The sequence below is a fragment of the Nocardia sp. Marseille-Q1738 genome, assembly GCF_965283145.1.
In genome coordinates this window covers 354,942-379,995 of the sequence record NZ_CBDIMS010000005.1, presented here as the reverse complement: position 1 = coordinate 379,995, position 25,054 = coordinate 354,942, and the positions used below count along the sequence as shown (strand labels likewise).

Here is a 25,054-nt window from a genome sequence, read left to right as displayed (position 1 = left end):
GCGACGCCGGCCGCAGGCGAGGAAATCGCCGGCGTTCTCGATGATCAGCGACGGGAGTGTGGCGTTGACCTTGCCGAACTGGCTGGATCTCGCCGTGCTCGTCGCACTCGTCGGCGCCGCGGCGCTCGGCTGGCGACGCGGCGCGATCGTGGCGCTGCTCGGATTGGCGGGCGCGCTGGCCGGTGCGATTCTCGGAGCGACGCTGTCGGCCACGGCGCTCGCGAATCTCGCCCCCGGCGCCGTGCGGCTGCTGCTCGTGCTGATGGTGATCACCGGATTGGTCGCGTTCGGCGCGATCGCCGGGCACCGGGCGGGGCGTACCGCGCGCACGGCCGTGTCCACGCGCGCCGCGCGGCGCGCGGACGCCGTCTGCGGATGCATCGTCCATGCGCTAGCCGTTCCGCTGGTGGTGTGGTTGTTCGCCGCGCCGCTGGAATCGGCGGCCCTGGTACGCAATTCGACCACCGTGCGGACCGTCGACGATATCGCGCCGTTCTGGTTGTCCGGGCTGTCCGAGGTACTCACCGCGCCGATCGCGGACGCCGGGCTGGCCCGACCGCTGGCGCCGCCCGATCCGGGCATCGCCAACGGACCCATGCCCGCCGAGTTGCGGACCAGCGTGCTTCGCATCCAGGATCTGTCGCCGATCTGCGGAGTTCGTCAATCCGGATCCGGATTCGTGATCGCGCCGGAGCGGGTGCTGACCAACGCCCACGTCGTCGCGGGGTCCACCAGGGTCTCCGTCGACGCCGCGGACGGGCCGCTCACCGCGATCGTCGTGCAGTTCGATCCGACCATGGACGTCGCGGTGCTCGCCGTCCCCGGTCTCACCGCGCCCGCCCTCACCGTCGCGCCCCGGCCCGCCGGAACGGGTGCCGACGCGGTCGCGCTCGGCTACCCGAGAGGCGGGTCGTACACCGCGGTAGCGACCCGCGTGCGCAGCCGCGCCGCACGCCAGGTGCGCGACATCTACCGCACCGGTCTCGGCGAACGTGAGATCTACACTCTGGACGGCTCGATCCAGCACGGCAATTCAGGCGGACCGCTCGTCGACCTCGACGGCCGCGTGCTCGGCATCGTCTTCGGCGTGGACGAGAACAACGACAGCGTCGGGTTCGCCACGAGTCTGCCGGAAGTTCTCGATCGACTCGATTACGGTTGGCTCTCCGACCGGCCCGTCGACACCGGCCCGTGCGCCACGTAGCGCACGACTACACCTCGCTGGCGTTCGGCTCCGTCGCACGTGGCCGGGCGCTGTATCCACGGTTCACTCGCCGACACTCCCCCACAACTACAGCTCCCCCGCGCACAGCTCCATCGCACGCGACCACGCGGTGTGTCCTCGGTTCACTCGCCGACGTTGGCTGCCCGCGCGGAGATCGAGCGACTTCATCGACAAGGGTGCAGCGAACACGCCGCGACGACGTCCGGCAAGATAACACTGTGCGCATCTTCCTGGCCGGTGCCACCGGCGTGATCGGCGTCCGCTTGCTTCCGCTGCTGGTCGAGGCGGGGCATGAAGTCGCGGGGATGACCCGGTCGGCGGCGAAGGCAGCGCAGGTGCGGGCTGCGGGGGCCGAGCCGGTGGTGTGCGACGTCTATGACTCGGAGGCGCTGACCGCGGCCGTGGTCGCGTTCGGGTCGGAGATGGTGATGCACCAACTCACCGATCTGCCGGACGACGCGGCGCTGCTTCCGGAACGGGCCGAGGCGAACGCGCGCATTCGCACCGAAGGCACGCGCAACTTGATCGCCGCGGCGCGGGCCGCCGGAGCGAAACGTTTTCTCGCGCAGAGCATTGCTTGGGAGCCGCCCGCCGGGCGGGGCGCGGTGATCCGCGAGCACGAAGCGGCGGTGCTGGATATCGACGGCGTGGTGGTGAAGTACGGCCAGTTCTACGGTCCCGGGACCTATTACGAGACCGAGCTGCCCACGCACCCGCGCGTGCACGTCGACGACGCCGCGGAACGGACCATCCCGCTGCTGGATGCCTCCAGCGGCGTCGTGATCGTCGCTGACGCGTCGTAAGTGAGCCCCCGCGAGCGAAGCGTCGACACGCCCGACGGAGCCGTGCGCGGCCGATAGTCGGGAGTGAGCGTCGGCGGGTAGAGCGAGGACACAGCGCGTGGTCGCGCGCGATGGAGCGGTGCGCGGGCCAGAGTCGTGAGTGAGCGTGCGAGCCCGACCGACGTCGTTCACGGCCCAGCACACGTCCGAGCGGGCGAAGCACGCGCGCCGCAGAGTCAGCGGCAGCCCACCCGGGCGGTGACCTCGTCGCCGTTCACCGAGTATTCGATCCCACGGCTGGTCAGCATGCGCAGCACCGCGGTGTTCTCCGTCGTTGTGCTCACGAACAGTGACGTGTAGCCCTGGCCGGTTGCCCGCTCGATCAACTGCGTGAACACCGCGGTTCCGATGCCGCTGCCACGATGGGAACGGCCGGCCCACACCCCGGCTTCAGCGACACCCGTTTCAACCGGGCACAACCGGGCGGCCCCGACCACCGCACCGTCCGCGACAATGCAGTAGGTCGATTCGATCGGCGGATCTGCCAGTGCCCTACCGCGATGGAACTCTCGGAACGCCGCTTCCCGCTGGGCATTCCAGCCCGCGCGCGGTCCTTCCACCGGCATCACCTCGCCCGGGTCGGCCTCCGCCACGGCGGCGTGCAGTAGCTCGGTAAGTAGCTGTTCATCGAGGGATTCGAGCGTGACGTGGGCGGGCACAGGCCGATCCTGTCACCGTGGTCGGCCGCGGGCGAGAGATTTATCGGCGCAGAGCGGCGTGATCGGCAGTCGCAGCCCGTGGCGCTGCCCGGAACCCGTCGCGCGAGCGTTTGGCGGCATACCTGCGGCCGCGTCCGCTTTATGCTCACTGCGTCGCGTCCAGGAGAGGAGAGCCGGTGGCAGATCGGGAAGTGCTGACCTGGGAGATGTTCGGTGCGGCGAGCCGGGAACTCGCCGCGACCATCGCGGAGGACGGCTTCGAGCCCGACCTGATCCTCTCGATCGCCCGTGGCGGGCTGTTCGTCGCGGGCGCGCTCGGCTACGCGCTGGATGTGAAGAACCTGCACGTGATGAACGTGGAGTTCTACACCGGTGTCGACCAGCGCCTGGACATGCCGGTGATGCTGCCGCCGGTCCCGCAGGCCGTGGACCTGGCCGGCGCCACCGTGCTGGTCGCCGACGACGTGGCCGACACCGGCGCCACCCTGAAGCTGGTCCGCGACTTCTGCTCCGGCCAGGTCGCCGAGGTGCGCTGCGCGGTGATCTACCAGAAGCCGTGGTCGGAGGTCGACAGCGAGTACGTCTGGCGACGCACCGACCGCTGGATCAACTTCCCCTGGTCCACCGAGCCACCGGTGGCGCGACGCCGAGCGCGGGTGCTCGACGCGTAACCCGCCTCAACGCCGATGCTGTTCGAACGCCACCGCGTCCAAACGCTCGCCGAGCGCATTGACCTGATCGCGCAGGGCGACAACGGATTCGATGGGATACCCGACGGACGCCAACACCGATTCGACCATCTCCCTGGCTCGCCGCCGCAGCGCGTGTCCGGCCTCGGTGGAACGCAACTCGACCGATCGGCGGTCATGCGGGCAGCGCACGCTCTCGACCAGACCGCGCGCCTGCAGGCGCTGGATGAGCGGCGAGACGGTCCCGTAGTCCAACCGCAGCTGTTCGCCGAGCTCCTTCATGGTCATGCCCGGTCTCTCCCACAGCGCGAGCAGGGCGATGTACTGCGGATAGGTGACCTCCATCGCGTCCAGGAAAGGCCGATAGGCGGCGGTCATCGCCCGCGAGGTCGAGTAGAGAGCGAAACACAACTGGTTGGCGAGCGCGAGCAGGTCGTGGTCCGCGTCTCGTGCGGTGACGGGCGCCCCGGCCGGGTCGACACGCACCGCTGAAGAAGGATGCGCTGCATCGGACATCAGGACACCTTACTGGAACGAAATCGCCCCCCGAAACGTGTTGGCAGCGCGTCACTGCGCGAGCGGCCCTGTACCGGGGCGCCCGGTGGCGCCGGGGGTGCGATGGGGCCTTGTGGCGTCGGCACTGCCGGGGGCGCCGACCGGACCGGTGCGGTGGCCCGGTCGGCGCACGGCCACCGACGCCGTAGCACCACAGCCGAATGACTCGGTGCTCGACAGACCCGACCTTATTGAGCTCGGAGGCCTACAGGCACACGGATGCCCGTGCAATCAAACTTCGGTCCGGCGCTCGACATTTCATCCCAGGATGTTATCGGCACGGTCCTGATCGTGCGCGTGTCGTTACCATCCGAATTTTTGGGAATCGCAATCTCCGAAATTCCGCAACTCGCAGGCTGATTCGACGTCTACTATCAGTCTCGACTCAAACGGACTGCCGTGTAAGACAATTCAACGACGCCTGGTTTGCCCAGATTGATGTGCGCGTACCGATTTGCTGTTGCACCACCCATCAGATCCGACAACACGCAGACTCACCCCTTTCCCGCAGTGCGCCAGGCCGCGCGCTCCGCTGCCGACGCCGCGGTCGCGAGATCCATCCGGATAGAACGGAGTCTCCGCATGGCCTTCGAGTTTCTCGTGCCTGCTCTCACCGCGCTGGTCGCGGTATCCGTACTCATGGCCGGGGACCGCCTACATCCGAAGACGTGGCGACAGACCGACGACGACACCGTGGGCGCATTGGTGCTCAACCTGATCAACACGATCTTCATGGCAGTGGTCGCATTCATCGTCGTGATCGCCTGGCAGCAATACGACAATGCACGCAATCACACCATCGCCGAAGCAAAGGCACTCATCGATACTTATTGGGCGGCGCACGGTATGCCGGAACCCGACCACACGCAAATCCAAGGTCTGGTACGCGATTACACCGCACAGGTTCTCACCGAGGAGTGGGCCGTCATGGCCGACCACGGCCGGCTCAGTCAATCCACCCAGGACACCCTCGACACACTGCGCGACGCGGTGGCGTCGGTGAACGCGGCGGACCCCGAGATCGACACCCTTCGCGCGGGTGCCCTGGCGAGCCTGGAGGCGGTAGCCCAGTCCCGCGCCGATCGTGCGCTGGACGCCGGTTACCGAGTTCCCGGATTCCTCTACGTGGCTATGTGGGTCAGCACGGTCCTGCTGCTGCTCAGCGTGGTGCTCTCCGGCGTCCAGGTGACCAAACGCAGTGTCGTGACGACCGCGCTGCTCGGCGCCATCGTCGGTGCCGTGATCCGGGCGATCTACAACCTCGACGAGCCGTTCTCGGGCGGGAATCTGGTCCCGAAAGACGCCTTCGAACTCGCGCTGTCCCGCTACCAGCACACGACCTGATCTCCGGCCAAGTTTCGAAACGACGAGGCGACTGCACATGCGACGCAATCGAGGCGCAACTCGAACCCGAGAACTCGCAAAGGGATTCGCCGCGGCGATGCTCCCACTGACCATCGTCGCACTCGCGGCTGGGCCGAGAGAAGCATCCGCGGAGGCGCCACCGTGGCTGCCCCTCGGCGACCTCGCGACCGGAAGTTCGGGCCCGGGAAGCGGCGCCAACCCGGCGGGCACGTCCGCAGGCAGCGCTTCGAGCCTCGGCCCCGGCGCTGTGCCATCCGGCAGCGCCTTCGGTTCCGATGCTGAGGGCCCGCCTTCGGGTGGGCCTTTGGGGCTCGGCCCAATTCGTACGCCTTCCGGCAGCGCGGGTTCTGGGAGCGCTCGCCCCGGCTATCTCGCCACCGGCAGTGCCGATCCTGATAGCGCTGGCCTCGGCCTTGCCGGAACGGGTAATGGCACACACGCCACCGCGGATGCGGCACCCCGCCCGACCGGGATGGCAGGTAGTCCAGCCGAGGCACTGCAACTCGATACGGGCAGCGTCCAGATGGCGTGTTCCGGAAGCGCCTTGGCCGGAAGCGCCTTGCTCATGCTCGGATCGGCCACCGGCAGCGGCTTCGGCTCGTTCGGGTCGAGCCTCATCGGCCCGGGATCGAACGGATCGGCGCTCGGCAGCGCCGCCGTCGGTAGTGCCGCCACCGGCAGCGCGTTGCTGACCTGCCTACTCCTGATTCCCGCCGCCCCGCCGGTACCTATGAGCCCCCTCAACTCGGCCCGCCCGCCCCGAATTCATTCCGTTCCCAGCCACCGTCATCACGCAGACACCGCCGTTCCAGGCGGAGCGACCTCTCGCCGAGGTGCCCCCGCAAAACCGCCAGCGGCCAAGGGACCTGAAAGCGGCCGAACCGACCGCAGACCCGATCGCCTGGAACCTCATGAAGCTGATGACGATTTTGGTGGTCACCGTCCTCACCATCGTCCGCGTCCGTATGTCCCCCAGCCCCAGGCGAACCCACTGAAGCCAAGCTGAAGCCCGTTGCCGGAGGTTATCGCCGCGCAGGAGGCGAAGCCCGACCGTTGAGACGTCCAACAGCGGCTTCCCGCAACACTTTTCGGAACAAGGTACCGGGACCCAGAGCTGCCGCGGAAGTATCCGCCGCTATTGACGGTACCGTTGGCCAACGGTACGTTACTCAGGTCACGCCAGGTGCCGCGAACCCAACAGGCCTCAGCGCCCGTCGCCGAGTTCGTACTGGCTTCTGCTTCCTGAACAGAAGGACGGGTCATGGCCTTCATCGGTCTCGGGCTGGTATTCCTCTTCATTTTCGTGTCCGGTGGGCTGCGGTCCGTCGAGGTCGGGTTCCAGAACACGCAGAAAATCTATGTGCGGAACGTGTGGCTGTGCGCGGTGTTCTCGTATGCCGTTGCGCTGGCCGGCTTCTCGATCTTCCTGGCGGTGTCGAAGGTGGTCGCGCCGTCGGCGTGGCCGAGTCTCGACGACCTGCGGCAGATGCCGTGGTGGGCGCCGTTCGGCGGCTTGATCGGCGGTGTGGCGGTGGTCGGCATGATCACCGTTGCCAAGTACGTCGGCGTGGCGACCTTCAACGCGGTGGTCATCGTGAGCGAGATGGTGGTCGCGCTGGTGATGGATCACCTAGGGCTGATGGGGTTCGACACCAGGGAAATCACCCTGCCCCGCCTGGTCGCCGTCGGGTTGATCACGGTAGCGGTCTACCTGATGGCCAGCGACTCGCCGGAACAAGCACCCGCCTCACTCAACACCGCCACAGCCGAGGGGATTTCCCGATGACCACGACCGCTACCGGTACCACCGCGGAGAAACGTCCCACACCGGCGCGCTCGACGATGGTGCTGATCTTCGTGCTCATGCTGGTCGGCGGCGCGTTGCGGTCCGTCGAGGCCGGATGCCAGAACACGCTGAAGCTGGCGCTGAAGGACGTCTGGTTGTGCGGGGTGATCTCCTACGCTGTGGCCCTCACCGGCGTCGGCGCGATTCTCCTTGCCTCGCTCGTGGTTTGGCGCCGCCAGGAGTGGCCCACCCGAGCCGACCTCGTGGCCATGCCCAAGTGGGCGCCATTCGGCGGCCTCACCGGCGGCGCGGCGATCTTCGCCATGATCGCGTTCGCCTCCAGCGTCGGAGTCGGCACGTTCAACGCCTTGATCATCGCCGGTCAGATGTTCGTCGCGGCGGCGATGGACCACTTCGGAGTGCTGGGCTTCCCGCGTCGCCGGATCAGTGCCCGACGCGTCGCGGCTTGCGCCATGATCATCGTCGGCTCCTACCTGATGGCGAAATACTGAGACCGCGGACAAGCTCGCAACCACGCACTGGGCCGCGCTGCACGCTGAGTGCTCAGCCCCGCGCTGCCACTGCCCGTGGTCCCGGCGGCGATTTTGCGCCGTGCCCGGCGGCACCGGCGTACTTCTCGCCCGCCACGAGCGACAATACGGCGGGGTTGACGAGCTCGACCAGGGCGATGTTACCTGTCACAACTGTGCACGATCCGCGGTTGTGGCGGGATAGTTTCGTTACGCTCTGCGCGGGTATTGGGTGAGGCGCCGTCCGGGCTGGACGGGGCCGCGTCGGAGGTAGGCATTACGCGTGAGCAAGTGGGCCGAGCTGCGCAAATCCGCTGTGGGACTGGCGAGGTCGAGCCAGCGCAACGTCCGTGGTCGAGTCGGTGTGCGCGTGCGGCTGTTGGCGATCGTGCTCATCTCCAGCGTCACGCTCCTCGCGATCGGCGTCGGCGCGGCAGGCTATCTGGTGAATTCCAGCCGGGCGTCGAAGGAATGGGCGGAGCTGGCCAGCAGCACCACCGGACCTGCCATTCTCATGGTGCAAGCGTTCGAAGAGGAGCGGCGGTTGTCGCTGCTGTATCTGGCGGGCGATGCCGAACTCGCGCAGGGGCTTGCCGCCGCGCGCCAACGCTCGGACGCGGCGCTGGCGGCGGTGCGGGCCAAGGGTGATGCCGCCCGCAAACTCAATCCCGGCGGTTCCGCCAGCGATATCGAGGGTTACAACAAGCTGTTCCAGATGGTTCCGACGTTGCGCGGTGGGGTCGACGCGCAGCAGGTCCCGCCGAATCAGGTGTTCGAATTCTTCAGCCAGGTCATCGGAACGATCATCGCCGCGTCGATGCTGGCCGCCAGGGTAGCGCCGGAGGCCGACATCGCCGTCGAACTGGGCTATGGCGTCGATCCGCTGCGAGCAGCCGAGTCGCTGTCGATGGCGGATACATTGGGCGCGGTAGCGCTGACCCTCGGCGAACACACTCCCGCGCAGCTCACCGAATTCAACCGGCTGGTGGGCGAATTCCGCAGTGAGGTGGCTTATTCAGGGCGGGTGCTGAAGGGCGCCAGGCTCGCTCAGCTCAACGAGATCACCGCCGGACCGGCCTATCGCAAGGTGATCGCGATGCAGGACGCGGTGATGTTGCGCGGTCCGGTGTCGGCGAACGACACCGCCTCCGACGAGTCCACTCGTTCCAGCGACGGCACGGGACGGTCCCAGGACTCTCGCTCCACGTCCACAACCGCCCCGCTCCCCATGAGCGTCGCGGCCTGGCAGGAGGCATCCGGTCAGGTGGTCTCGGCCCTGCTGAAGCTCTGGGAGGACCAGAGCCGCGACGCTCACGACATCGCACGGGAACACGGCGAGCGGACCGCGCAACAGTCGCTGCTCGGCGGCGCAGCGGTGCTGCTTATCACCACCCTCGCCTTCCTGGCGGCATTGGTGCTGGCCAATCGCTTCATCGGGCGCATGCGCCGATTGCGCCGCGACACCTTGGAATTGGCGGACCATCAGCTGCCCGATCTGATGCGCCGTCTCGGTCAGGGCGAGAACATCGATTCGACGGCCGAGGCGTCGCGTCTGGATTTCGGCACCGACGAACTCGGCCAAGTGGCCGACGCCTTCAACCGGGCCCATGTCGCGGCCGTGGGCGCGGCGGTCGCCGAGGCGAAGACGCGCGCTGGCGTCAACGCGGTGTTCCTCAATATCGCCCATCGCAGCCAGGTCGTGGTGCATCGCCAGCTCGCACTGCTCGACCAGGCCGAACGCAAGGAGGAGAACGCCGACCAGCTCGAGCTGCTGTTCCAGCTCGACCACCTGGCCACCCGGGCCAGACGTAATGCGGAGAACCTCATCATTCTCGGTGGCGAGCAACCCGGTCGCCGTTGGCGTAAGCCGGTTCCGCTGCTGGAGCTGGTCCGCGGCGCCGTCGCGGAAAGCCTCGATTACGCCCGGATCCAGACCGGTCGGATGCCGGAGGCGCAGGTGTCGAGCAACGCCGTAGCCGACCTGATCCATCTGATGGCCGAACTGATGGACAACGCGACCGCGTTCTCACCCCCACAGGCGCGCGTCGAGGTATCCGGCGTCGTGGTCGGGCGCGGCGTCGCGGTCGAGATCATCGATCAGGGTCTGGGCATGTCGGAGGCCGACTTCGCCGCGCGCAACGACCTGCTGTCGAATCCACCGGACTTCAGCGTGGTGTCGCTGTCCAGCGACACCCGGCTGGGGTTGTTCGTCGTCGCGAAACTGGCCAATCGCCACGGCATTTCGGTGCGGTTGGGCGAATCGGTCTACGGCGGTGTCCGGGCGGTGGTGCTCATCCCGACCGCACTCCTGCAGCCGCAGAGCCCATCCCACGATGAGAACGACGAGCTCGAGCCGATCGAGGCCGCGGGCACCACAGCGCCGGACGACGCGACACCTCAGCCGTCACCGGTAGCGCGGCAATCGGCATGGTTCACACCGTACTCCGAACAGGGCTCGTCCTCCCCGGCAGCACCTGATTCCCGGCCACCGCTACCGCGACGCCGCCGCCAGTCCGAATCCGCGACGGAGACGGCGACGCCCGACGTCGCGCCGGTGCGGCAGCGAACCGCCGACGAGGCACGCAATCTGATGAGTGCCATCGAGAACGGCACCCGCCAGGGACGCCGGACACAGCCCGACGTCGACTAGACCGCGACGAAAACTCACCACGAGAAGGCGACGATGACTACTTCCCCGGCAACCGGCCTCGGCTGGCTGCTCGACGAGCTGGTCAACGGACTGACCGGAGCGCGGTCGGCCGTCCTGCTGTCCTCGGACGGGCTGCTGCTCGGCCATTCGAATCAGCTGGACCGGACCGATGCCGAGCGGTTCTGCGCGATGGCGTCGGCGCTGCACAGTCTGTCGCGCAGCGTGGGCCACCATTTCGATGCCGGTGGGGTCAGCCAGACGGTGGTGGAACTCGACCGCGCGGTGCTGTTCGTCACCGCGGCGGGCGCCAACGCCTGCTTGGCGCTGCTGGCGTCCGAGGACGCCGACATGGGCATGGTGGCCTACCAGATGAATCAGACGGTACAGCGGGTCGGCACACATCTGTCGGTCGACATGCGCCCGCACCCGCCCGCTTCGACACAGCCATGAGTTATCCGCGCGAACCCTGGTATGAGGAGGACGCCGGCCCGCTGGTCCGGCTCTACGCCATCACCCGCGGCCGGGGTCGTGCCGTGCGGCCGGAATTGAACGTGGCCACCCTGGTGATCGACGCCGGGGACGGTGCCGTACTGCGGCGCACCGAACCGGAATACGCCGCCATCGTCCAATTGTGCCGCACCCCGCAATCGGTGGCCGAGGTGGCGGCGCGACTGGGCCTTCCCTTGACGATGACGAAGGTTCTCGTCGGCGACCTGATCGATGACGGCCGGCTGGTCTGCCGGCCGGAGCGGTCGACGGTGGAGGCCAACTCGGACCTCGGCTTGCTCCATGCCGTGCTGAACGGAATTCGAGCGATCTGACAACCGCCCTGCCGTCACGTCAACGAAGCTGCGCGGCCAGCCGTTTCGCGTTCATGTAGGCGATCGCCTCGATCGACACCATGGGGTTGACCCCTGATGCGGTCGGGAAGGACGAGGCGTCGGCGACGACGATATTCGGCACCTCCCAGGTGGCGCCGTCGGGGTTGGTGGCCGACATGTCCGGTGAGCCGCCCATCCGGGCCGAGCCCATGATGTGCAGGGCACCCATCGAGCATTGTCCCGGCCCATATCCGGCGGACCGGCAGGCGGCGGCGAAATCGGCATGCGAGCCGCGCTTACCCGGTTCGTAGGAGATGCCCGCCTGGTGTCCGGAGAAGATGCGGCGTGCCCCGGCGGCCTCCAGAATGCTTGCGGCTCCTTCGATTCCGGTATGCATATGGGCGGCGTCATAGTCCGACAGCCGGTATTCGACGAACGGCTCACCGCTGCGATCGATGGAAACGGTACCCGGATCACGGTCGCGCGTGATGATGCCGATGGCGTTGGTCCGCGCGAAGTCGAGCATGACGGCACGATGGTCGGACGCGCCGCGCCAGCTCATGAATCCGGTGGCGAGGCCGGGATGCACCGGTCCGGTTTCGTAGATGACGCCGTAGCCGTTGCCGTCCAGATTGCGGTGCCTGCGGCAGATGCGGGTCTGCATGCCGCCCTCCCATGGGCGGATCTCCTCGTCGAACACCCCGAACACGGCAGCGGCCGGATGCAGACGCAGGTAGCGGCCGATGTTCTTGTTACGCAGTCCGGAACGCCGCAGCAGCGCGGGCGTCTGGATGGCACCGGCCGCGACCACCACCGCACGAGCGTGCACCTCGATCTCGACGCCATCCGAGGTGCGTGCCGAAACACCGTGCGCACGACCATTTTTGCGATTGATCTGCCGTACGTCGGCGTCCACGACCAGTCGCGCACCCCGTTCGGCCGCATCCGCGAGCCAGGTCTTGGTCACCGACTGTTTGGCACCCAACCGGCATCCGTAACCGCATCGGCCGCACTCCACACCGGCATCGCAGGCGTCGGAGACGTTGCGTGGCAAGGTCTCCACGTCCCAGCCCAGCGCCAGGGCACCGCGCTCCAGGATGCCGTCGCGCGCCGACAGCGCCGAGCGCCCGTCGGTGACGCCGAGCCGCCGCCGCACCGCGTCGAGTGCGTCGCCGAATTCGGCCCCGGCGAATTGCCGGGCACCCAGGGCGGCCCACTCCGTCCGGACGTCGTCGGGCGTGGGCAAGGAGGTGCTCCAGTTGACCACGGTTCCGCCGCCCAGGCAGGTACCCGCGACAAGAGTGATCTGACCTTCCGCGGATGCGGACGGGCCCGGCGCGTACAGGTGCTGTAGCGCGCCGAGTTCGCCGGTGCCGAAATCCCGGTCGTCGTAATAGTTTCCGCGTTCCAGCAGCACGACGTCGAGACCCGCTTCGGCCAGCACCGCGGCCGCGGCACCCCCACCTGCGCCCGAGCCGACCACCACCACATCGCAGGACAACTCCGTGTTCTCGCCGCATCGCAGTGGATTCAACGAGGGCTCCGGCGCCGTCGGCAGCGGGCCCGCGGGGGCGGGATAGCCGATCTCTTTCCAGAGTGGGTTGGCGCCGGAGGGGCCGGGAGTGATGTTGTAGGACAGCAGCGAAGCTTGCTTGAGCGCCTGGAAGATCACGCGCACCGACGCGAAGCGCGAATCGGCGAGCCGTAGCAGCGCCCGCTCCCGCTGCTGCTGCGACAAGCTCGAGAACCGTCGGGGGCCGCTGCCGGTGAGCAAGCCGGTCAGCGGTGAGTCCCAGAAGTCCAGCAACATGGCCAACTGCTTCTTCTCGGCCTGCCGGGGATTACGGCCAAGCAGTCGGAAGACCGTATCGACCGCACCGAGCGCACTAGCGCCGGGCAGCGCCAGCCCGTCGCCGGGGTTGAAGGTGTCGCAGATGATGCTCAGCGCGGCGCGCTGCTTGGCCGTTGGTTCCATATCGAACAGTACCCTCCGTATCCGCTGGTAGCGTTGTATCACATCGCGCGAACAGGCGGTTACAAAATCCCTATTTACCAGTGTTTAAATGCTCATATTGCACAGAATCAACAGACACATAGCGGCGCATGGATTGTCCGCACACCACAGCTTCCCGGCCGTGCGCGGCGCCGAGCGGGCCCACCGGCAACCCCCGACACCAGGAAGGTCGTCGACTCGCTGTGAGCACGGCGCAAGCCCGCCTGGGCCGATCCCGCGACGCCGGGTACCGAAAGAGCCGCGAGAGGCCGCGCACAGTGGCGCCCTGCACCATGACGGCGGCGCCCGCCCCCGTTCGACCGCGAACCTCGAGCACGACGCCGATCGACGCCTGTGTCACGCTCGGCCGGTCAGCGGCGGGGTGGGTCGAGATCCAGGTCCGTGACCCGCGACCCTGGCGAAAGTCCCGGGTGACCAGCCGCGGGCCGCCGGCCGCGCGACACCGATGCTCGGCACGATTGCGCGGACGGTGGTTTCGGAAGGGACGGCGGCTCGTCCCGATCCAGGTCCACGCGAACATCGAGACCGGCGACATTTCCGCCGTCGTCGAATTCGATGTCACCCGCGACACCGTGGCCACTGAATTCGAGCCACCGGTAATCATCGAGAAATTCGGTGCGCAGGCCCCGCCGGGTCAGGTAGCTGTGCACGGCGCGTCGATGATCGCTCAGCGGCACGGCACCGACACCGAAGGCCAACACGCGCGCGAGGCTGGACGCCGTGGGCGGCGGCAGCAGGAACGCCGGATGTTCGACGAGAAACGCCACGCACGTGCCGTCGGTGACACCGCAGTAGGAACTCCAGCGGCCACAGACGATCTTCGCGGCGTCCGCAAGCAACCCGGCGACCTGGTGCGGCTCGGGCGCCGCGCCCGCGAGGGAGACCGGCAGCTCCGCCGAGCACAATTCGGCGACGCCGTAGCGAATACCGAACTCGCGCACCATTTCCGCGGCCCGGAGCAGCGCCGGCGGGTAACCCCATGGGTTGGCCCATCCCCACAGCCAGGACTCGGCGTCGGCCGTGCCGATCAGGTGGACCTTGGTGCATACGAAGGAGCCCGTTTCGCCGACGAATTCGAGCCGCCGTGCGTCCAGATCCGCGTGCCATACGTGCTCGCCCAGCACTTCTTCGAGATGGAGGCGATGCTCGAGCGACAGCAATCCCGCGTCATCGAGGAGCCTCGTCAGTGGCACAGGTTCGGACACCTGCGTCAGCGTACTGAAATGGCACTGCTCCGCTGCTGATCGGATCACATAGGCGGACGTGGTATCGGTCACCGTGCAGGCGAGTCCAGCATGCGGAGCCTTTCAGCTGTTCGCGTCCGCGGCCCCGGTCTCCTCGTCCATGCGGGACGGTACGTCCACGACAAGTGCGGTGGTGTTGTCGGTCCCCCCGGCACGAAGTGCGGTATCCACCAGGGTGTTCGCGACGGTTTCGATCGTGCCGCCCGCTGCGAGCAAGGCTTTGATCGTGGCGATGCCGAGTCGCTTGTGCACTCCGTCTGTGCTCAGCAGCAGCCTGCCCGTGCTCGATCCGGTCACGGCGTAGCCGATCTCGGCCGGTCGCACGGTGCGCACCGACGTGGTGACGAGATGACTCGTCCGTCGCGCAGGAACGAGCCCGCGGGCTCGGCACAACTCCTCGACGGTGTGGTCGGTGGTGATCTGGTGCAGTACACGCCCGTTCCACCGGTACGCGCGACAGTCACCGACCCAGGCCACCTCGCAGGGCCCCTCGGGCCCGCTCGTGGCGGGCAGCACCGCGACGACCAACACGCTGTCGGCCGAAGGCTCCGGGACGGCCTGCCGCAATTCCCGTTGCGACGCAAGGATTGCCGCCCGCGCCCCGCGACGCGCGCCAACCCGCGCCGCCACGGATGCCGCCGTGCGCGCCGCCTTCGCGGCCAGGAGATGGTCACCGACGCCATCGGCGACCACGAACGCCGTCGCCCCCGTCACCGGGTCCGTCTCGACGGCCACCGCATCCGCGTTGATCGACCGCTCGCCACGCCGGCTCACCGATCCGCAGCGTGCGCCGCCGAGCCCGAGCGTCCGGATCCGCGGCATGCTCGGGGTGGTGGCGGAAGGCATGGCTCTCCTCGGGCTGGGGGTGGTGCCGCCGATCGGCGCGCCTCTTCAGGACACCGGCCCAATCCGTGCGCTTCGCCAGAGGCCCCCGTGTAACTGCTGAGAATCAGTCATCAATCGGGTCACGGCTCGCGTGCCGATTTATGTCATGGTCATCTGACCAATTATGTCGGTGTCCCGATCTGCCGGGCTGCGGACGTCGGGACGCACGGCCGAGTCACCGGCCGTATGGCGGCCCTCGAGCCACACACTCACCGCCACCGTGGCATACGCCGCGGCCGCTGCCAAACCCGGCAGCATGAGCATGAGCGTGAGAAACGAAATGAACGAAGACACAAGCCCTCCCGGAGCACGCGATCGGATATCTCGCACCGGTGCGCCACACGGCATCACCGTCATGGCCGCGCATACCCATCATTCGAGGTCCGATGCACGCCGAGCCGGGAGAGCCCGGCGGGGAGTCGCCCTCGCCGGCGACTCCACCGAGCGGTGGCCCGCCGGACTCGGCGAATCCGCCGCGAGGCCGGTGCTGTATCGCGGCCGAGACGTCGGGTTTCGTAAGCCCCGGCGCGGGAATGCGCTGTGCGAAGGCGCTTGTATCGCACCGGTAGCCGCTGGCTTCATACCTGGTCGGCGGCGAGATGAAGCGGCCATCCTGGAAGGAGAACAAGCATGTCGCCTGCAACGATCAATTCGACCTCGGACGCCGTCGACTTCTTGGTCGAGCAACACGGACGGATCCGGCAGCTGTTCGTCGAAACCGCTCAGGCATCCGATGTCAAGGAGCGTGAGAAGAAGTTCTTCGAGCTGCGACGGCTCCTGGCGGTGCACGAGACCGCCGAGGAGGAGATCATCCACCCGCGCGCACGCCGGGAGATCGGCGACGGCGCCGGCATCGTCGAGGCGCGTCTCGAAGAGGAGAACAAGGCGAAGAAGCAGCTGGCGGATCTCGAAGAGCTCGACATCGGCTCGGTGGAGTTCGAGGTGAAGCTGGACGGGTTGCGCCGGGCCGTACTGGCGCACGCCGACCACGAGGAGACCGAGGAGTTCAACCGTCTGCGCCAAGAAATGGACCCCGAGTCCCTGAAACGGATGCGCAGCACGGTCCAACTCGCCGAAGCCATGGCACCGACCCGCCCCCATCCCGGCGTCGAGTCGGCCGCGGCCAACGCTCTCGTCGGTCCGTTCGCGGCGATGATGGATCGCGCCAAGGACATGATCACCAAGCCACGCTGAGCAGGACTCCCTTCGACCCGCTGCGCCGGGTCGCCCTGATCAGGGCGACCCGGCGCAGCGCTCTCGTACTCGGTCAGCCGCTACAGACTCGGGTCCGCACGCATTGCCGCAGACCGTCCGCCTGCCCGCAGCGCTCGGATCGGGTCAGCGCATCCGCCCTCACAGCAGAACCAGCGCGACACTCAGCACGCACACCATCAGCACCCATGCCGCGACGGTCAGACGGATCGAACCCTCCGCATCGGAATCGCCGCGATAACGGCGTCGACCGGCGCGGTACGGCGGGCGCGAGGCCGAAACGGACATGACATCCTCCTTCGGTCGGCTTGCGTCGGGGAGTCGCATACCCGCTTTCGGCGCCGATCGTCGCGATGTGCCTGTGGCGAATGCCACCGGCCGGGCGCGACGACGAAAATATGGCAGCTCACCTGCGGTGTTTGGTGTCCACGGTGGCGGGAAGTCGCTCGATGTAGGAGAGGAGCCGGCAATGACCGAACCGAAAGACACCTACGACCCACCCCAGGACACGGGCGCGCCCGACTCGGCGGAATCCGATCCGGCCGCCCTCAGCAGCGCCGAGGATCTGGACGAGGACCGGCTGCGTTCCGATCCGCTCGAGGCCGGGATGGACCCGCCCGAGCACTGGTCGGGAGCCACCCGGTACGGCATGACGCACTGGGAGGAAGCCCATCCTCGACCGATCGGAGACCGGCTCGCCGAGGAGGAGCCCGATGTCGACCCCGGCGGGGAGCCGGGAGCCGAGGACACCGAGAAACTCAGGGATATCACGTCCGACAGCGACGAGGTGCCCGTCGAGCACAGCTACGAGGAGGAACTCGGCGTCGCGGCCGATGTCGCGGGTGGCTCGGTGGCGGACGAAATCCGCCACGCCGCACCGCCCGAGTGATCAGCAGGCCGGGCGCAATGGCCTGGGCGGTCCACAGGACCGCCCAGCGGCGGGGTGTCAGGCTCGAGCCGGGCCGTAGTCGAGGTGGACGACGCCAAGAACCGGCCCGACGGGAATCCGTCGAGCCGGTGGTCACGAGTCACGGCCGCCCGTCAGCCGATGATGGCGTTCATGATCGTGCCCGCGCTCGTCGCCACCGCGCCGCCCGCCATCGCGCTGGCGACCATCTTGGGCGACTGCAGGGTGCCGCCGTTCCACTTCTCCCATGCGAACCTGCCACCGCCGTATGTGATCGCCGTAATGCCGGAGAGCTGGACAAGCCAGGTGAAGTAGCGACCCAGCTGCATCAGTTTGTCCGCCATCGGCGGCTCTTCCGGAGTCGGATTTTCGAACTGCGCCACCACTGTCTCGTGTAGCGCGGCGAGAATCATGCTCACGTTCGTGCTCCTTTTTCGCATGCCGAAGGTAATGCCGGAGACAAGTTCGAGAGAAAAGAGCGGAGCTGCTGAGCGGCAAACTCGTGACAAGATCGATTAGAACGTATGGCGGTGGTGTACTCCCCGCGACACACCGCACCGCGCATGACGCGAGTCACAGCGTCGCTCCGTGCCGAGCGGGGCTGTCACCTTTAGGATTTCACTAGTGCAGGGGCTGACATGATGTCGGTGCAGTGCGGCGCCGACCCTACCGCAGACATCACCGTGACCGCGGGGAGGGCACAATGCACACCGCTTTCTTGATTCCACTTCTCATCACACTGCTGATTGTCACGGCCACGGCTGTCGTGGCCGGTTACGCCACCGCTATCGCGGCTTATTGGTTCGAGCTGCGCTCCACCGAACGACACGGCGGACGCGCGGACCCCTCGCTGCACTGACCGGCCCAGAATCCGGGCTCGCGTAGGTCACCGCGCGGGAGATCGCGGCCAGGTTCGCCACGGGACCCGGGCAGGCGATGACGTTTGAGCCGTCGCCGTTCGGAAATCACGACGAGGGAACCCAACGGCCGAGTACGGCGAGGTGACAATGGTCGACGATGTCGAGAAGCGCTGGCACGATCCGCGGATGTTCCGCCGTGCCGCAAGCTATGTCGCCTCGGTCATCGCCACGGCCACGCTCGTCTTCCTGCTCATCCTGCTGTGGGCCGCGCAGAGCGAGTGTGTGGACGCGGACACGCTGCTGTGCGACACCACCGCGGAAACCGCCGTGGTGATCGGACCGTCGGCCGTCCTGCTGATCGGCGGGATCGGCGCCTTCGTCGAAACCTTCCTCCAGTGGCGCCGCGGCCGCGCCTGGCCGATCTGGCAGGGGGCGGGCTGGTTCCTGTTCGTCCTGATGGTGGTCTACCTCGGCATCGGCGGGGGCGCGGCCGCGAGCTGATCAGTCGGCGACCTGCACCACGACCTTGCCGAAGTTCCGGCCCTCGAGCATGCCGATGAAGGCTTCGGGGGCGGCGGCCAAGCCGTTCACCACGTCCTCGCGATAGCGGACGCGACCGTCGGCGACCCATTCGCCCATCTCGCGCAGGAAGTCCGGATACAGCTCGCGGACGAACTCGGTCTGGATGAATCCACGCACGGTGAGGCTCTTGGTGAGGATGCGGCCGTAGAAGGCGGGCAGCCGGTCCGGCCCCTCTTGAACGCCGGTCACGTTGTAGTCGGCGATCAGGCCGCAGACCGGCACACGCGCATAGGTGTTCAGCAGCGGGTAGACCGCGTCGGCCACCGCGCCGCCGACGTTCTCGAAGTAGACGTCGATACCGTTGGGGACCGCCGCCGCCAATTGCTCCGCGAAATCGGGCGCACGGTGGTCGAGTGCGACGTCGAAACCGAGTTCGTTCAGGTAGGCGACCTTGCGCTGCCCACCCGCGATGCCGACGGTGCGCGCACCCTTGATCTTGGCGATCTGGCCGACGGCCGAGCCCACCGGCCCGGTGGCGGCGGCGACCACGAGTGTCTCGCCGGGCTGCGGCCTGCCGATCTTGCTCAGTCCGGCGTACGCGGTGAATCCCGGCATGCCGAGCACACCGAGCGCGGTCGAGACCGGAGCCGTCGCCGGATCCAGGGCGCGGAGGCCACGCGCCGGTGCGACGTCATGCGTTTGCCAGCCCGAATACGCCAGCACCAGATCGCCTTTCGCCACCGACGGGTCGCGGGATTCGAGGACTTCGGCCACCGTCGCGCCGACCATCACCCCACCGATCTCCACCGGTTCGGCGTAGGACTTCGCCGAGCTCATCCGGCCGCGCATGTACGGATCGAGGGACAGATACAACGTTCGCAGCAGCACTTCTCCCTCGCCCGGAGCGGGCAGTTCCACTGTTTCGGTCCGGAAATTCTCCGGCGTGGGCGCACCCACCGGCCGGGAGGCAAGCACGATCCGTGTCGACTCGACCATGCCGCTCACCCTAGCCGCGCGGCGCGGGCGCCGAGAGTGCGCGCCCGCGCGTGTCCGGCGATCACCAGGACGGCGTTCTCCGCCCGAGGAATGAGCCGCCGTTCACCTCCAGCGTCTGGCCCGTGACCAAGCGGCCGTCGTCGAAACCGCTTCCCGGTAACGAAACCGAGTGCCGACCAGCAGGATCGACGTGAGCGTCCGTGACATCGAGATGAGCGACGGGAACATTGGCGGGGCAACCGCGGCTTCGTAGCGTCGAAACCATGACCTTGGAAATCGGCACCATCCTGCCCACCTCGACGCCCGATCCCGCCCATCCCATCCTCGGCGACGTGCGGGCGAGCGCCCGTTTCGCCGAACAGATCGGCCTCGACTCGGTGTGGTCCACCGATCATCTCGTGGCCAGTGCACCGATCCTGGACAGCACCGTGGTGCTGGCCACCGCCGCCGCCGTGACCGACCGCATCCGCATCGGCTACAGCGTGCTGTTGCTGGCGCTGCGCCCGGCGGCCTGGGCCGCGAAGCAGATCGCCACGTTGCAGTACGTCTCCGGCGACCGGCTGATCCTCGGTGTCGGCACGGGCAACCCGGCGCATGGCGACGTCGGATGGCGCGCGGCGGCAGCACCGTTCGCCGAGCGCGGCCGTCGCACAGACGAGGCATTGCGCGTGCTGCCCGACCTGGTCGCCGGGCAGCCGACGACGCTCGCCGACGGGACCGTGGTCACCCTGTCACCGGGCGCGGCCATGCCACCGGTACTCGTGGCCGGCGACGGTGCGCGGGCGCGCCGACGCGCCGCCGCCTACGCGGACGGCTGGGTCGGGATCGGTCTCGAACCGGATCAGGTGCGGGCGAGCAAGGCCGAGTTGGCTTCGCTCGCCGATGAGTACGGCCGTCGTCCCCCCACCGTCACAGTCGTCGCGCCCTCGCTGGCAACCGATCCCGGCCACGCCGCCGACCAATTGGCCGCCTACGCGGACGCGGGTGCGGAACGTGTCATCCTGGCTCCCTCCGGAGCGGAGTGGCGCGCCGATTACGAGTTCGCCGCGAAGATCAAGGAACAGCTGAATACCCTGCTCACCCAATGAAGAGCAGCCCTAGGCCCAGGCTGAGCAGCACCACCGCGATCACCGTATCCAGCACCCGCCACGCGGACGGGCGAACGAACAGTGGGCCGAGCAGTCGCGCGCCGAATCCCAGCGTGGTGAACCAGAGCACGCTGGCCAGCATCGCCCCCGCACCGAGGAACCAGCGATCCGGACTGCCATAGGTGCTGGCGAAGGAGCCGAGCAGCACCACGGTGTCCAGGTAGACGTGCGGGTTGAGCCAGGTCAATGCCAGGCAGGTGGCCACCGTGGCACCGAATGCCGCGGTGGCCCGCGCCGATTCGACGGTCAGCGCGGTCGAGTCGAACGCTCGCCGTGCCGCCAGCACCGCGTAGCCGATCAGGAACGCCGCGCCCGCGTAGCGCGCCACCACCAGCACCGCCGGAGCGGCCTGGACGATCACGCCGAACCCGCCGACCCCGGCCGCGATCAGCACGATGTCCGAGACCGCGCACACCATAACCACCGCCGGCACGTGCCTGCCGCTGATTCCCTGCCGCAGGACGAACGCGTTCTGCGCACCGATCGCCACGATCAGTGACAGGCCGAAGCCCAAACCGGACGCGGCCGCCACCGCCGCGGAAGAAATACTCACATCCAGCGACGCTAAGCCGGGCACCATACCCAGACAAGCTAAAGATTCTTACTTGTCATTAGCATCTCTTAACCATGGATGTTCAGCTCGACCAGCTCCGCGCCCTCGACGCCGCGATCACCGAGGGGACGTTCGACGCCGCGGCGCGGCGATTGAGCGTCACCCCGTCGGCGATCAGTCAGCGGATCAAGGCACTGGAGGACTCGGCGGGACGGATTCTCGTGCAACGTACGAAACCGGTGCGTGCCACCGAATCCGGCCTCGCCGTGCTCCGGCTGGCCAGGCAGATCCAGCTGCTGGCCGCGGACACCGCGCGCGAGCTGGGTGGCCACCCCTCGGACGGTCCGATCCGGGTGCCGATCGCGGTCAACGCCGACTCGCTGGAGACCTGGGTGATGCCCGCGCTCGGCCGCGCGCCGCGTGGAGTGTGCTTCGAGATCCATCGCGAGGACGAGGAGCACACCACGCGGTTGCTGCGCGACGGCACCGTGATGGCCGCGATTACGTCCACCGCGCAACCGGTGCAAGGCTGCAAGGTGGATCGTCTCGGCGCAATCCGCTATCGGCCGATGGCCAGTCCGGAGTTCGCCGAGACCTGGTTCGCCGACGGCGCGACGGCGAAGTCCTACGCGGCGGCACCGGTGGTGCTGTTCGACCGCAAAGACGACCTGCAAGATCGCCTTTTGCGCCGGCGCAGCCGCAAACCGCTGAACCCGCCGCGCCACTATGTCCCTTCGTCCACCGGGTTCGCCGAGGCGGTCCGTCTCGGACTCGGCTGGGGCATGCTGCCCGACCTGCAAACGCGAGAGGATCAGGCCGCCGGGCGCCTGGTCTCGATCGATCCCGGCGTCGTCATCGACGTCCCCTTGTACTGGCAGCAGTGGCGCCTGGACTCCCCCGCCCTCGGCGCCGTCGCCGCGACCATCGCCGCCGCGGCCGCAGCCGTGCTGCGCTGAGCTTCGTTTCCCGGCAATACATTCGCGGCCCCTGACATCGCCGGGCCAGAAGTGCGAGCACTCCCACCCCGGCGACGCCGTATCCGAGAAGGCGCGACCGTGGGCACGGCAGCACCGCAAGGTGATTCGGAGTCGGGCGAAGGGTGGATGGACTTTCGGTGCGGCGACTCGGCGGCCGCGGGCGACACCCGCCACGACACTCGGCGGTTCACGCACGTCCGATCCGGCCGTCTCGGCCTGTCGAGAGGTAGTTTGATTCCGCACGGCGACCACAGGTTCAGCTCCACCTCGCACCCGATACCAGATGCTCGAGGAGTTCACTTGGCACGGCACCGTCGTTCGCACCGATCGCGCACTCGTGGCGTAGCCGCCGGTGCCGCCATGATCGGCATCCTGCTGACCGGCATCGGAACCGACGCGGCCGCACGCCCCATCGGCCCCTTCGACGTGGGCGGAGCGATCGAGGTCGAATACGACCGAGCCGGTGGACCCGCGTTCTTCGGCGACCCGGTCTCCCCCGAATCCGCCGCCGCACGCGGCGGCCGCTACCAGGCTTTCGAGCGCGGTTCTTCCATCTACTGGCACCCCGACACCGGCGCCCATCAAATCGGTGGCGCCATCCGCGACAAATGGGGCGACCTCGGCTTCGAGGGCGGGCTGCTCGGTTACCCCGTCATCCGCGAAGCAGCGACACCGTCCAAACCCGGCCGCTACAACGTCTTCCAGAACGGCTCGATCTATTGGTCGATCGGCACCGCCGCTCATCAGATCGGCGGCACGATCCGGGACAAGTGGGGCTCCTACGGGTGGGAGAACAGCCCGCTGGGCTTTCCCATCACCGACGAATCACCCGCGCGCGCCGGCTACGGCCGCTACAACCTCTTCGGCGGCGGCGCCATCTACTGGTCTCCGCTGACCGACGCCCACGTCATCTGGGGAGCGATCCGTGAGTCCTGGGAAGCCGCGGGCGGCGAAGCGGGCCGCTACGGCTATCCCACCAGCGACGAATACGACTTCCAGAACGGCAAAGCCCAAGACTTCCAGGGCGGCCGGATCACCTGGAGGCCTTGATTTCACGAGCGACCACAGCATCGTCGTGTCGCCGTGAACTCTCGGCAATCCGGTGATTCCATGCGGTCACGTCGGCTCCGCCGGCGGCCCCAACCAATATTGGGGCCGCCGCGGCCGAACCAGCCTGTGCCCGAGTCGATCCTCAGACCCCGACCTCGACAGGGATACTGCCACATCGTTTCGACGGCGTCGCTGCGATGATCGTCCATCGGTACGCACATGCGCGCGTGCATGTGCATGGACAACAGCGGACCCGAGATCCTCTGAAATCGAGGTCGAGACGGCTACATTGATAACGAATCGGCATCAGCGAATGGTCCCCGATACCAAACTGTTGTCTATCACAGCCAGGGCTCGAGCCAATTGGCCTCGACAACAATCGCATTCGCGTTCCCTCGGAGCAATTGCCGTCTGTTCCTGGTTGATTCGTCAAAAGCACCGCGCTCATCCCGCTCTCACGGCTGCCCGAGTGGCCGCTACGCGTACGAAGCGGATGCCGCACCTCAGGACCGCCACAGCGACGAAGCACTCATGAGCTAACGCCCGGCGCCAGCTACCCGCCACCGCGGAGCACGGCACAGCGTGCCGACTCGCCGGGTGAGCCGATCCAGAGCGAAATCAGGCGTTCCGCTAACCGGAGAGGTTCTCCGACAGCAGCGCGCGCAGAAAGCGCACGCTGTCCGCGGGCGACAGTGCTTCCACGCTGAGCCGGTTCATGACGGACATATACACCTCTACGTCGCGTCGTTTCTCGAAGTAGAGCGAGCTGGTGAGTTGCTCGGTGTAGACGATGTCGGGCAGTTCGGGCTCCGGGAATCGGAGAATGCTGAACGGTCCTCCCGCGGCCGAGTGCCCTCCGGCCGCGTACGTCAGGACCTGGATCCTGACATTCGCGCGGGCGGCCATCTCGACCAGGTACTCGATCTGCTCCCGCAGAACTCGCGTCCCGCCGACCGGCCGACGCAGCGCGTTCTCGTCGATGACCGCCCAGAGGGTGGGAGCGGCTGCCCGGTCGAGAATCCGCTGACGGCGCATGCGGATGGCGACCCGGCGCTCGGTCTCGTCATTGTTACCGAGCTGGATCACCGCACGCGCGTAGTCGGCGGTCTGCAGCAGGCCCGGAATGAACTGCGCCTCGTAGGTGCGGATCGTGGTGGCGGCCTGTTCGAGGCCGATGTAGGTCTCGAACCACGTCGGGAGCAGATCGCTGTAGCGCTGCCACCAGCCCGGGTCGTTGGCGCGGCGCGCCAGTTCGAAGTACGTTTCGCGTTCAGTGGGGTCGACAATGCCGTACAGGGTCAGCAGGTCGCGTAGATCCCGTTCCTTGAACCCGGTGCGGCCCAGCTCCAGACGACTGATCTTGGCATGCGAACCGCGGATGGAGTCGCCCGCGGCCTCCCTGGTGATCCCGCAGCCCTCGCGGAGCTGACGCAACCGGCTGCCGAGCGCGATCCGCAGAACGGTCGGACCGCGTTCTGCGGCAGGGAATTCCGCGGTGTCGCCGCCGTCCTCATCGTTGATCATGGGTGCCTCCGGTCGATGCGGGGTAGACCGCGGGGCGCGA

At 67.7% G+C, this 25,054-nt stretch carries 26 protein-coding genes; 16 read left to right on the top strand and 10 right to left on the bottom strand.

What is annotated here, in order from left to right; all coding sequences use genetic code 11:
• The first annotated feature begins 40 nt into the window (after positions 1-40).
• Together ACWPXK_RS21185 and ACWPXK_RS21180 are read left to right on the top strand one after the other, a co-directional pair.
• Complete coding sequence (locus ACWPXK_RS21185; RefSeq protein ID WP_454197892.1) at positions 41-1,204, top strand: MarP family serine protease; 1,164 nt, start codon at positions 41-43, stop codon at positions 1,202-1,204.
• Positions 1,205-1,443: 239 nt separating this feature from the next.
• Entirely contained in the window at positions 1,444-2,028 is a 585-nt protein-coding gene (locus ACWPXK_RS21180) for an NAD-dependent epimerase/dehydratase family protein (protein ID WP_454197891.1), read from the top strand.
• Positions 2,029-2,243: 215 nt separating this feature from the next.
• Here the strand turns inward: ACWPXK_RS21180 and ACWPXK_RS21175 are convergent, their stop codons facing one another.
• Positions 2,244-2,726, bottom strand: a complete 483-nt coding sequence (locus ACWPXK_RS21175) for an N-acetyltransferase family protein (protein WP_454197890.1) — start codon at positions 2,724-2,726, stop codon at positions 2,244-2,246.
• A gap of 176 nt (positions 2,727-2,902) precedes the next feature.
• On the opposite strand from ACWPXK_RS21175, the gene ACWPXK_RS21170 reads away from it, so the two are divergent.
• Positions 2,903-3,397: a phosphoribosyltransferase gene (locus ACWPXK_RS21170; protein ID WP_454197889.1), complete on the top strand. Its 495-nt coding sequence runs from the start codon at positions 2,903-2,905 to the stop codon at positions 3,395-3,397.
• A gap of 6 nt (positions 3,398-3,403) precedes the next feature.
• On the opposite strand, the gene ACWPXK_RS21165 is transcribed toward ACWPXK_RS21170, so the two are convergent.
• Positions 3,404-3,931 (bottom strand): MarR family winged helix-turn-helix transcriptional regulator, encoded by a 528-nt coding sequence (locus ACWPXK_RS21165; RefSeq protein ID WP_454197888.1) that lies wholly within the window; start codon positions 3,929-3,931, stop codon positions 3,404-3,406.
• Between the two features lie 621 nt (positions 3,932-4,552).
• On the opposite strand from ACWPXK_RS21165, the gene ACWPXK_RS21160 reads away from it, so the two are divergent.
• The 6 genes from ACWPXK_RS21160 (at position 4,553) to ACWPXK_RS21135 (ending at position 11,122) form a co-directional block, all read left to right on the top strand.
• A complete protein-coding gene (locus ACWPXK_RS21160) occupies positions 4,553-5,314 on the top strand; it encodes a bestrophin-like domain (protein ID WP_454197887.1) in 762 nt (253 codons plus the stop codon).
• Between the two features lie 1,282 nt (positions 5,315-6,596).
• Positions 6,597-7,121, top strand: a complete 525-nt coding sequence (locus ACWPXK_RS21155) for a DMT family transporter (protein ID WP_454197886.1) — start codon at positions 6,597-6,599, stop codon at positions 7,119-7,121.
• Complete coding sequence (locus tag ACWPXK_RS21150; RefSeq protein ID WP_454197885.1) at positions 7,118-7,633, top strand: DMT family transporter; 516 nt, start codon at positions 7,118-7,120, stop codon at positions 7,631-7,633. The genes ACWPXK_RS21155 and ACWPXK_RS21150 overlap by 4 nt, the downstream gene beginning before the upstream one ends.
• A gap of 301 nt (positions 7,634-7,934) precedes the next feature.
• Positions 7,935-10,301: a nitrate- and nitrite sensing domain-containing protein gene (locus tag ACWPXK_RS21145; protein WP_454197884.1), complete on the top strand. Its 2,367-nt coding sequence runs from the start codon at positions 7,935-7,937 to the stop codon at positions 10,299-10,301.
• A 33-nt stretch (positions 10,302-10,334) separates the two neighbouring features.
• Positions 10,335-10,751, top strand: coding sequence for a roadblock/LC7 domain-containing protein (locus ACWPXK_RS21140; protein ID WP_454197883.1), 417 nt, complete (start codon positions 10,335-10,337; stop codon positions 10,749-10,751).
• Positions 10,748-11,122, top strand: coding sequence for a DUF742 domain-containing protein (locus ACWPXK_RS21135; RefSeq protein ID WP_454197882.1), 375 nt, complete (start codon positions 10,748-10,750; stop codon positions 11,120-11,122). The genes ACWPXK_RS21140 and ACWPXK_RS21135 overlap by 4 nt, the downstream gene beginning before the upstream one ends.
• A 19-nt stretch (positions 11,123-11,141) precedes the next feature.
• On the opposite strand, the gene ACWPXK_RS21130 is transcribed toward ACWPXK_RS21135, so the two are convergent.
• From ACWPXK_RS21130 to ACWPXK_RS21120, 3 genes are all read right to left on the bottom strand, one after another.
• Positions 11,142-13,097, bottom strand: coding sequence for an FAD-dependent oxidoreductase (locus tag ACWPXK_RS21130; RefSeq protein ID WP_454197881.1), 1,956 nt, complete (start codon positions 13,095-13,097; stop codon positions 11,142-11,144).
• A 389-nt stretch (positions 13,098-13,486) separates the two neighbouring features.
• Positions 13,487-14,341 (bottom strand): DUF6882 domain-containing protein, encoded by an 855-nt coding sequence (locus ACWPXK_RS21125; protein ID WP_454197880.1) that lies wholly within the window; start codon positions 14,339-14,341, stop codon positions 13,487-13,489.
• 102 nt (positions 14,342-14,443) lie between these two features.
• A complete protein-coding gene (locus ACWPXK_RS21120; protein ID WP_454197879.1) occupies positions 14,444-15,226 on the bottom strand; it encodes a PP2C family protein-serine/threonine phosphatase in 783 nt (260 codons plus the stop codon).
• A 669-nt stretch (positions 15,227-15,895) separates the two neighbouring features.
• On the opposite strand from ACWPXK_RS21120, the gene ACWPXK_RS21115 reads away from it, so the two are divergent.
• On the top strand, positions 15,896-16,459 hold the full coding sequence (locus tag ACWPXK_RS21115) for a hemerythrin domain-containing protein (protein ID WP_454197878.1): 564 nt from the start codon (positions 15,896-15,898) through the stop codon (positions 16,457-16,459).
• 159 nt (positions 16,460-16,618) lie between these two features.
• On the opposite strand, the gene ACWPXK_RS21110 is transcribed toward ACWPXK_RS21115, so the two are convergent.
• The gene (locus ACWPXK_RS21110) at positions 16,619-16,765 is read right to left on the bottom strand and encodes a hypothetical protein (RefSeq protein WP_454197877.1); all 147 of its coding nucleotides are present in this window, start codon (positions 16,763-16,765) and stop codon (positions 16,619-16,621) included.
• 181 nt (positions 16,766-16,946) lie between these two features.
• Here ACWPXK_RS21110 and ACWPXK_RS21105 point away from each other — a divergent pair, with 181 nt between their 5' ends.
• Positions 16,947-17,366, top strand: a complete 420-nt coding sequence (locus tag ACWPXK_RS21105) for a hypothetical protein (RefSeq protein WP_454197876.1) — start codon at positions 16,947-16,949, stop codon at positions 17,364-17,366.
• A gap of 152 nt (positions 17,367-17,518) precedes the next feature.
• Here the strand turns inward: ACWPXK_RS21105 and ACWPXK_RS21100 are convergent, their stop codons facing one another.
• On the bottom strand, positions 17,519-17,797 hold the full coding sequence (locus ACWPXK_RS21100; RefSeq protein WP_454197875.1) for a hypothetical protein: 279 nt from the start codon (positions 17,795-17,797) through the stop codon (positions 17,519-17,521).
• 290 nt (positions 17,798-18,087) lie between these two features.
• On the opposite strand from ACWPXK_RS21100, the gene ACWPXK_RS21095 reads away from it, so the two are divergent.
• Positions 18,088-18,243 carry a hypothetical protein gene (locus ACWPXK_RS21095; protein WP_454197874.1) on the top strand — a complete coding sequence of 52 codons (156 nt, stop codon included), beginning with the start codon at positions 18,088-18,090 and terminating at the stop codon, positions 18,241-18,243.
• A 148-nt stretch (positions 18,244-18,391) separates the two neighbouring features.
• Positions 18,392-18,745 carry a hypothetical protein gene (locus tag ACWPXK_RS21090; RefSeq protein ID WP_454197873.1) on the top strand — a complete coding sequence of 118 codons (354 nt, stop codon included), beginning with the start codon at positions 18,392-18,394 and terminating at the stop codon, positions 18,743-18,745.
• Here the strand turns inward: ACWPXK_RS21090 and ACWPXK_RS21085 are convergent, their stop codons facing one another.
• On the bottom strand, positions 18,746-19,762 hold the full coding sequence (locus ACWPXK_RS21085; RefSeq protein WP_454197872.1) for an NADP-dependent oxidoreductase: 1,017 nt from the start codon (positions 19,760-19,762) through the stop codon (positions 18,746-18,748).
• 263 nt (positions 19,763-20,025) lie between these two features.
• On the opposite strand from ACWPXK_RS21085, the gene ACWPXK_RS21080 reads away from it, so the two are divergent.
• The gene (locus ACWPXK_RS21080) at positions 20,026-20,850 is read left to right on the top strand and encodes an LLM class flavin-dependent oxidoreductase (RefSeq protein ID WP_454197871.1); all 825 of its coding nucleotides are present in this window, start codon (positions 20,026-20,028) and stop codon (positions 20,848-20,850) included.
• Here ACWPXK_RS21080 and ACWPXK_RS21075 read toward each other — a convergent pair.
• Positions 20,840-21,457, bottom strand: a complete 618-nt coding sequence (locus tag ACWPXK_RS21075) for a LysE/ArgO family amino acid transporter (protein ID WP_454197992.1) — start codon at positions 21,455-21,457, stop codon at positions 20,840-20,842. The genes ACWPXK_RS21080 and ACWPXK_RS21075 overlap by 11 nt on opposite strands.
• Positions 21,458-21,537: 80 nt before the next feature.
• Here ACWPXK_RS21075 and ACWPXK_RS21070 point away from each other — a divergent pair, with 80 nt between their 5' ends.
• Positions 21,538-22,419, top strand: coding sequence for a LysR family transcriptional regulator ArgP (locus tag ACWPXK_RS21070; RefSeq protein ID WP_454197870.1), 882 nt, complete (start codon positions 21,538-21,540; stop codon positions 22,417-22,419).
• 381 nt (positions 22,420-22,800) lie between these two features.
• Positions 22,801-23,490, top strand: coding sequence for an LGFP repeat-containing protein (locus ACWPXK_RS21065; RefSeq protein ID WP_454197869.1), 690 nt, complete (start codon positions 22,801-22,803; stop codon positions 23,488-23,490).
• 630 nt (positions 23,491-24,120) lie between these two features.
• Here the strand turns inward: ACWPXK_RS21065 and ACWPXK_RS21060 are convergent.
• Positions 24,121-25,014: a helix-turn-helix domain-containing protein gene (locus tag ACWPXK_RS21060; RefSeq protein WP_454197868.1), complete on the bottom strand. Its 894-nt coding sequence runs from the start codon at positions 25,012-25,014 to the stop codon at positions 24,121-24,123.
• Positions 25,015-25,054 lie beyond the last annotated feature (40 nt).

Coding starts and splice junctions, on each gene's coding strand:
- ACWPXK_RS21150 (WP_454197885.1), top strand. CDS start 7,118: ATGACCACGACCGCTACCGGTACCACCGCGGAGAAACGTCCCACACCG.
- ACWPXK_RS21120 (WP_454197879.1), bottom strand. CDS start 15,226: ATGCCTTCCGCCACCACCCCGAGCATGCCGCGGATCCGGACGCTCGGG.
- ACWPXK_RS21165 (WP_454197888.1), bottom strand. CDS start 3,931: ATGTCCGATGCAGCGCATCCTTCTTCAGCGGTGCGTGTCGACCCGGCC.
- ACWPXK_RS21090 (WP_454197873.1), top strand. CDS start 18,392: ATGGTCGACGATGTCGAGAAGCGCTGGCACGATCCGCGGATGTTCCGC.
- ACWPXK_RS21070 (WP_454197870.1), top strand. CDS start 21,538: ATGGATGTTCAGCTCGACCAGCTCCGCGCCCTCGACGCCGCGATCACC.
- ACWPXK_RS21185 (WP_454197892.1), top strand. CDS start 41: ATGATCAGCGACGGGAGTGTGGCGTTGACCTTGCCGAACTGGCTGGAT.
- ACWPXK_RS21130 (WP_454197881.1), bottom strand. CDS start 13,097: ATGGAACCAACGGCCAAGCAGCGCGCCGCGCTGAGCATCATCTGCGAC.
- ACWPXK_RS21140 (WP_454197883.1), top strand. CDS start 10,335: ATGACTACTTCCCCGGCAACCGGCCTCGGCTGGCTGCTCGACGAGCTG.
- ACWPXK_RS21115 (WP_454197878.1), top strand. CDS start 15,896: ATGTCGCCTGCAACGATCAATTCGACCTCGGACGCCGTCGACTTCTTG.
- ACWPXK_RS21065 (WP_454197869.1), top strand. CDS start 22,801: ATGATCGGCATCCTGCTGACCGGCATCGGAACCGACGCGGCCGCACGC.
- ACWPXK_RS21105 (WP_454197876.1), top strand. CDS start 16,947: ATGACCGAACCGAAAGACACCTACGACCCACCCCAGGACACGGGCGCG.
- ACWPXK_RS21085 (WP_454197872.1), bottom strand. CDS start 19,762: ATGGTCGAGTCGACACGGATCGTGCTTGCCTCCCGGCCGGTGGGTGCG.
- ACWPXK_RS21100 (WP_454197875.1), bottom strand. CDS start 17,797: ATGATTCTCGCCGCGCTACACGAGACAGTGGTGGCGCAGTTCGAAAAT.
- ACWPXK_RS21135 (WP_454197882.1), top strand. CDS start 10,748: ATGAGTTATCCGCGCGAACCCTGGTATGAGGAGGACGCCGGCCCGCTG.
- ACWPXK_RS21155 (WP_454197886.1), top strand. CDS start 6,597: ATGGCCTTCATCGGTCTCGGGCTGGTATTCCTCTTCATTTTCGTGTCC.
- ACWPXK_RS21160 (WP_454197887.1), top strand. CDS start 4,553: ATGGCCTTCGAGTTTCTCGTGCCTGCTCTCACCGCGCTGGTCGCGGTA.
- ACWPXK_RS21060 (WP_454197868.1), bottom strand. CDS start 25,014: ATGATCAACGATGAGGACGGCGGCGACACCGCGGAATTCCCTGCCGCA.
- ACWPXK_RS21095 (WP_454197874.1), top strand. CDS start 18,088: ATGCACACCGCTTTCTTGATTCCACTTCTCATCACACTGCTGATTGTC.
- ACWPXK_RS21080 (WP_454197871.1), top strand. CDS start 20,026: ATGACCTTGGAAATCGGCACCATCCTGCCCACCTCGACGCCCGATCCC.
- ACWPXK_RS21110 (WP_454197877.1), bottom strand. CDS start 16,765: ATGTCCGTTTCGGCCTCGCGCCCGCCGTACCGCGCCGGTCGACGCCGT.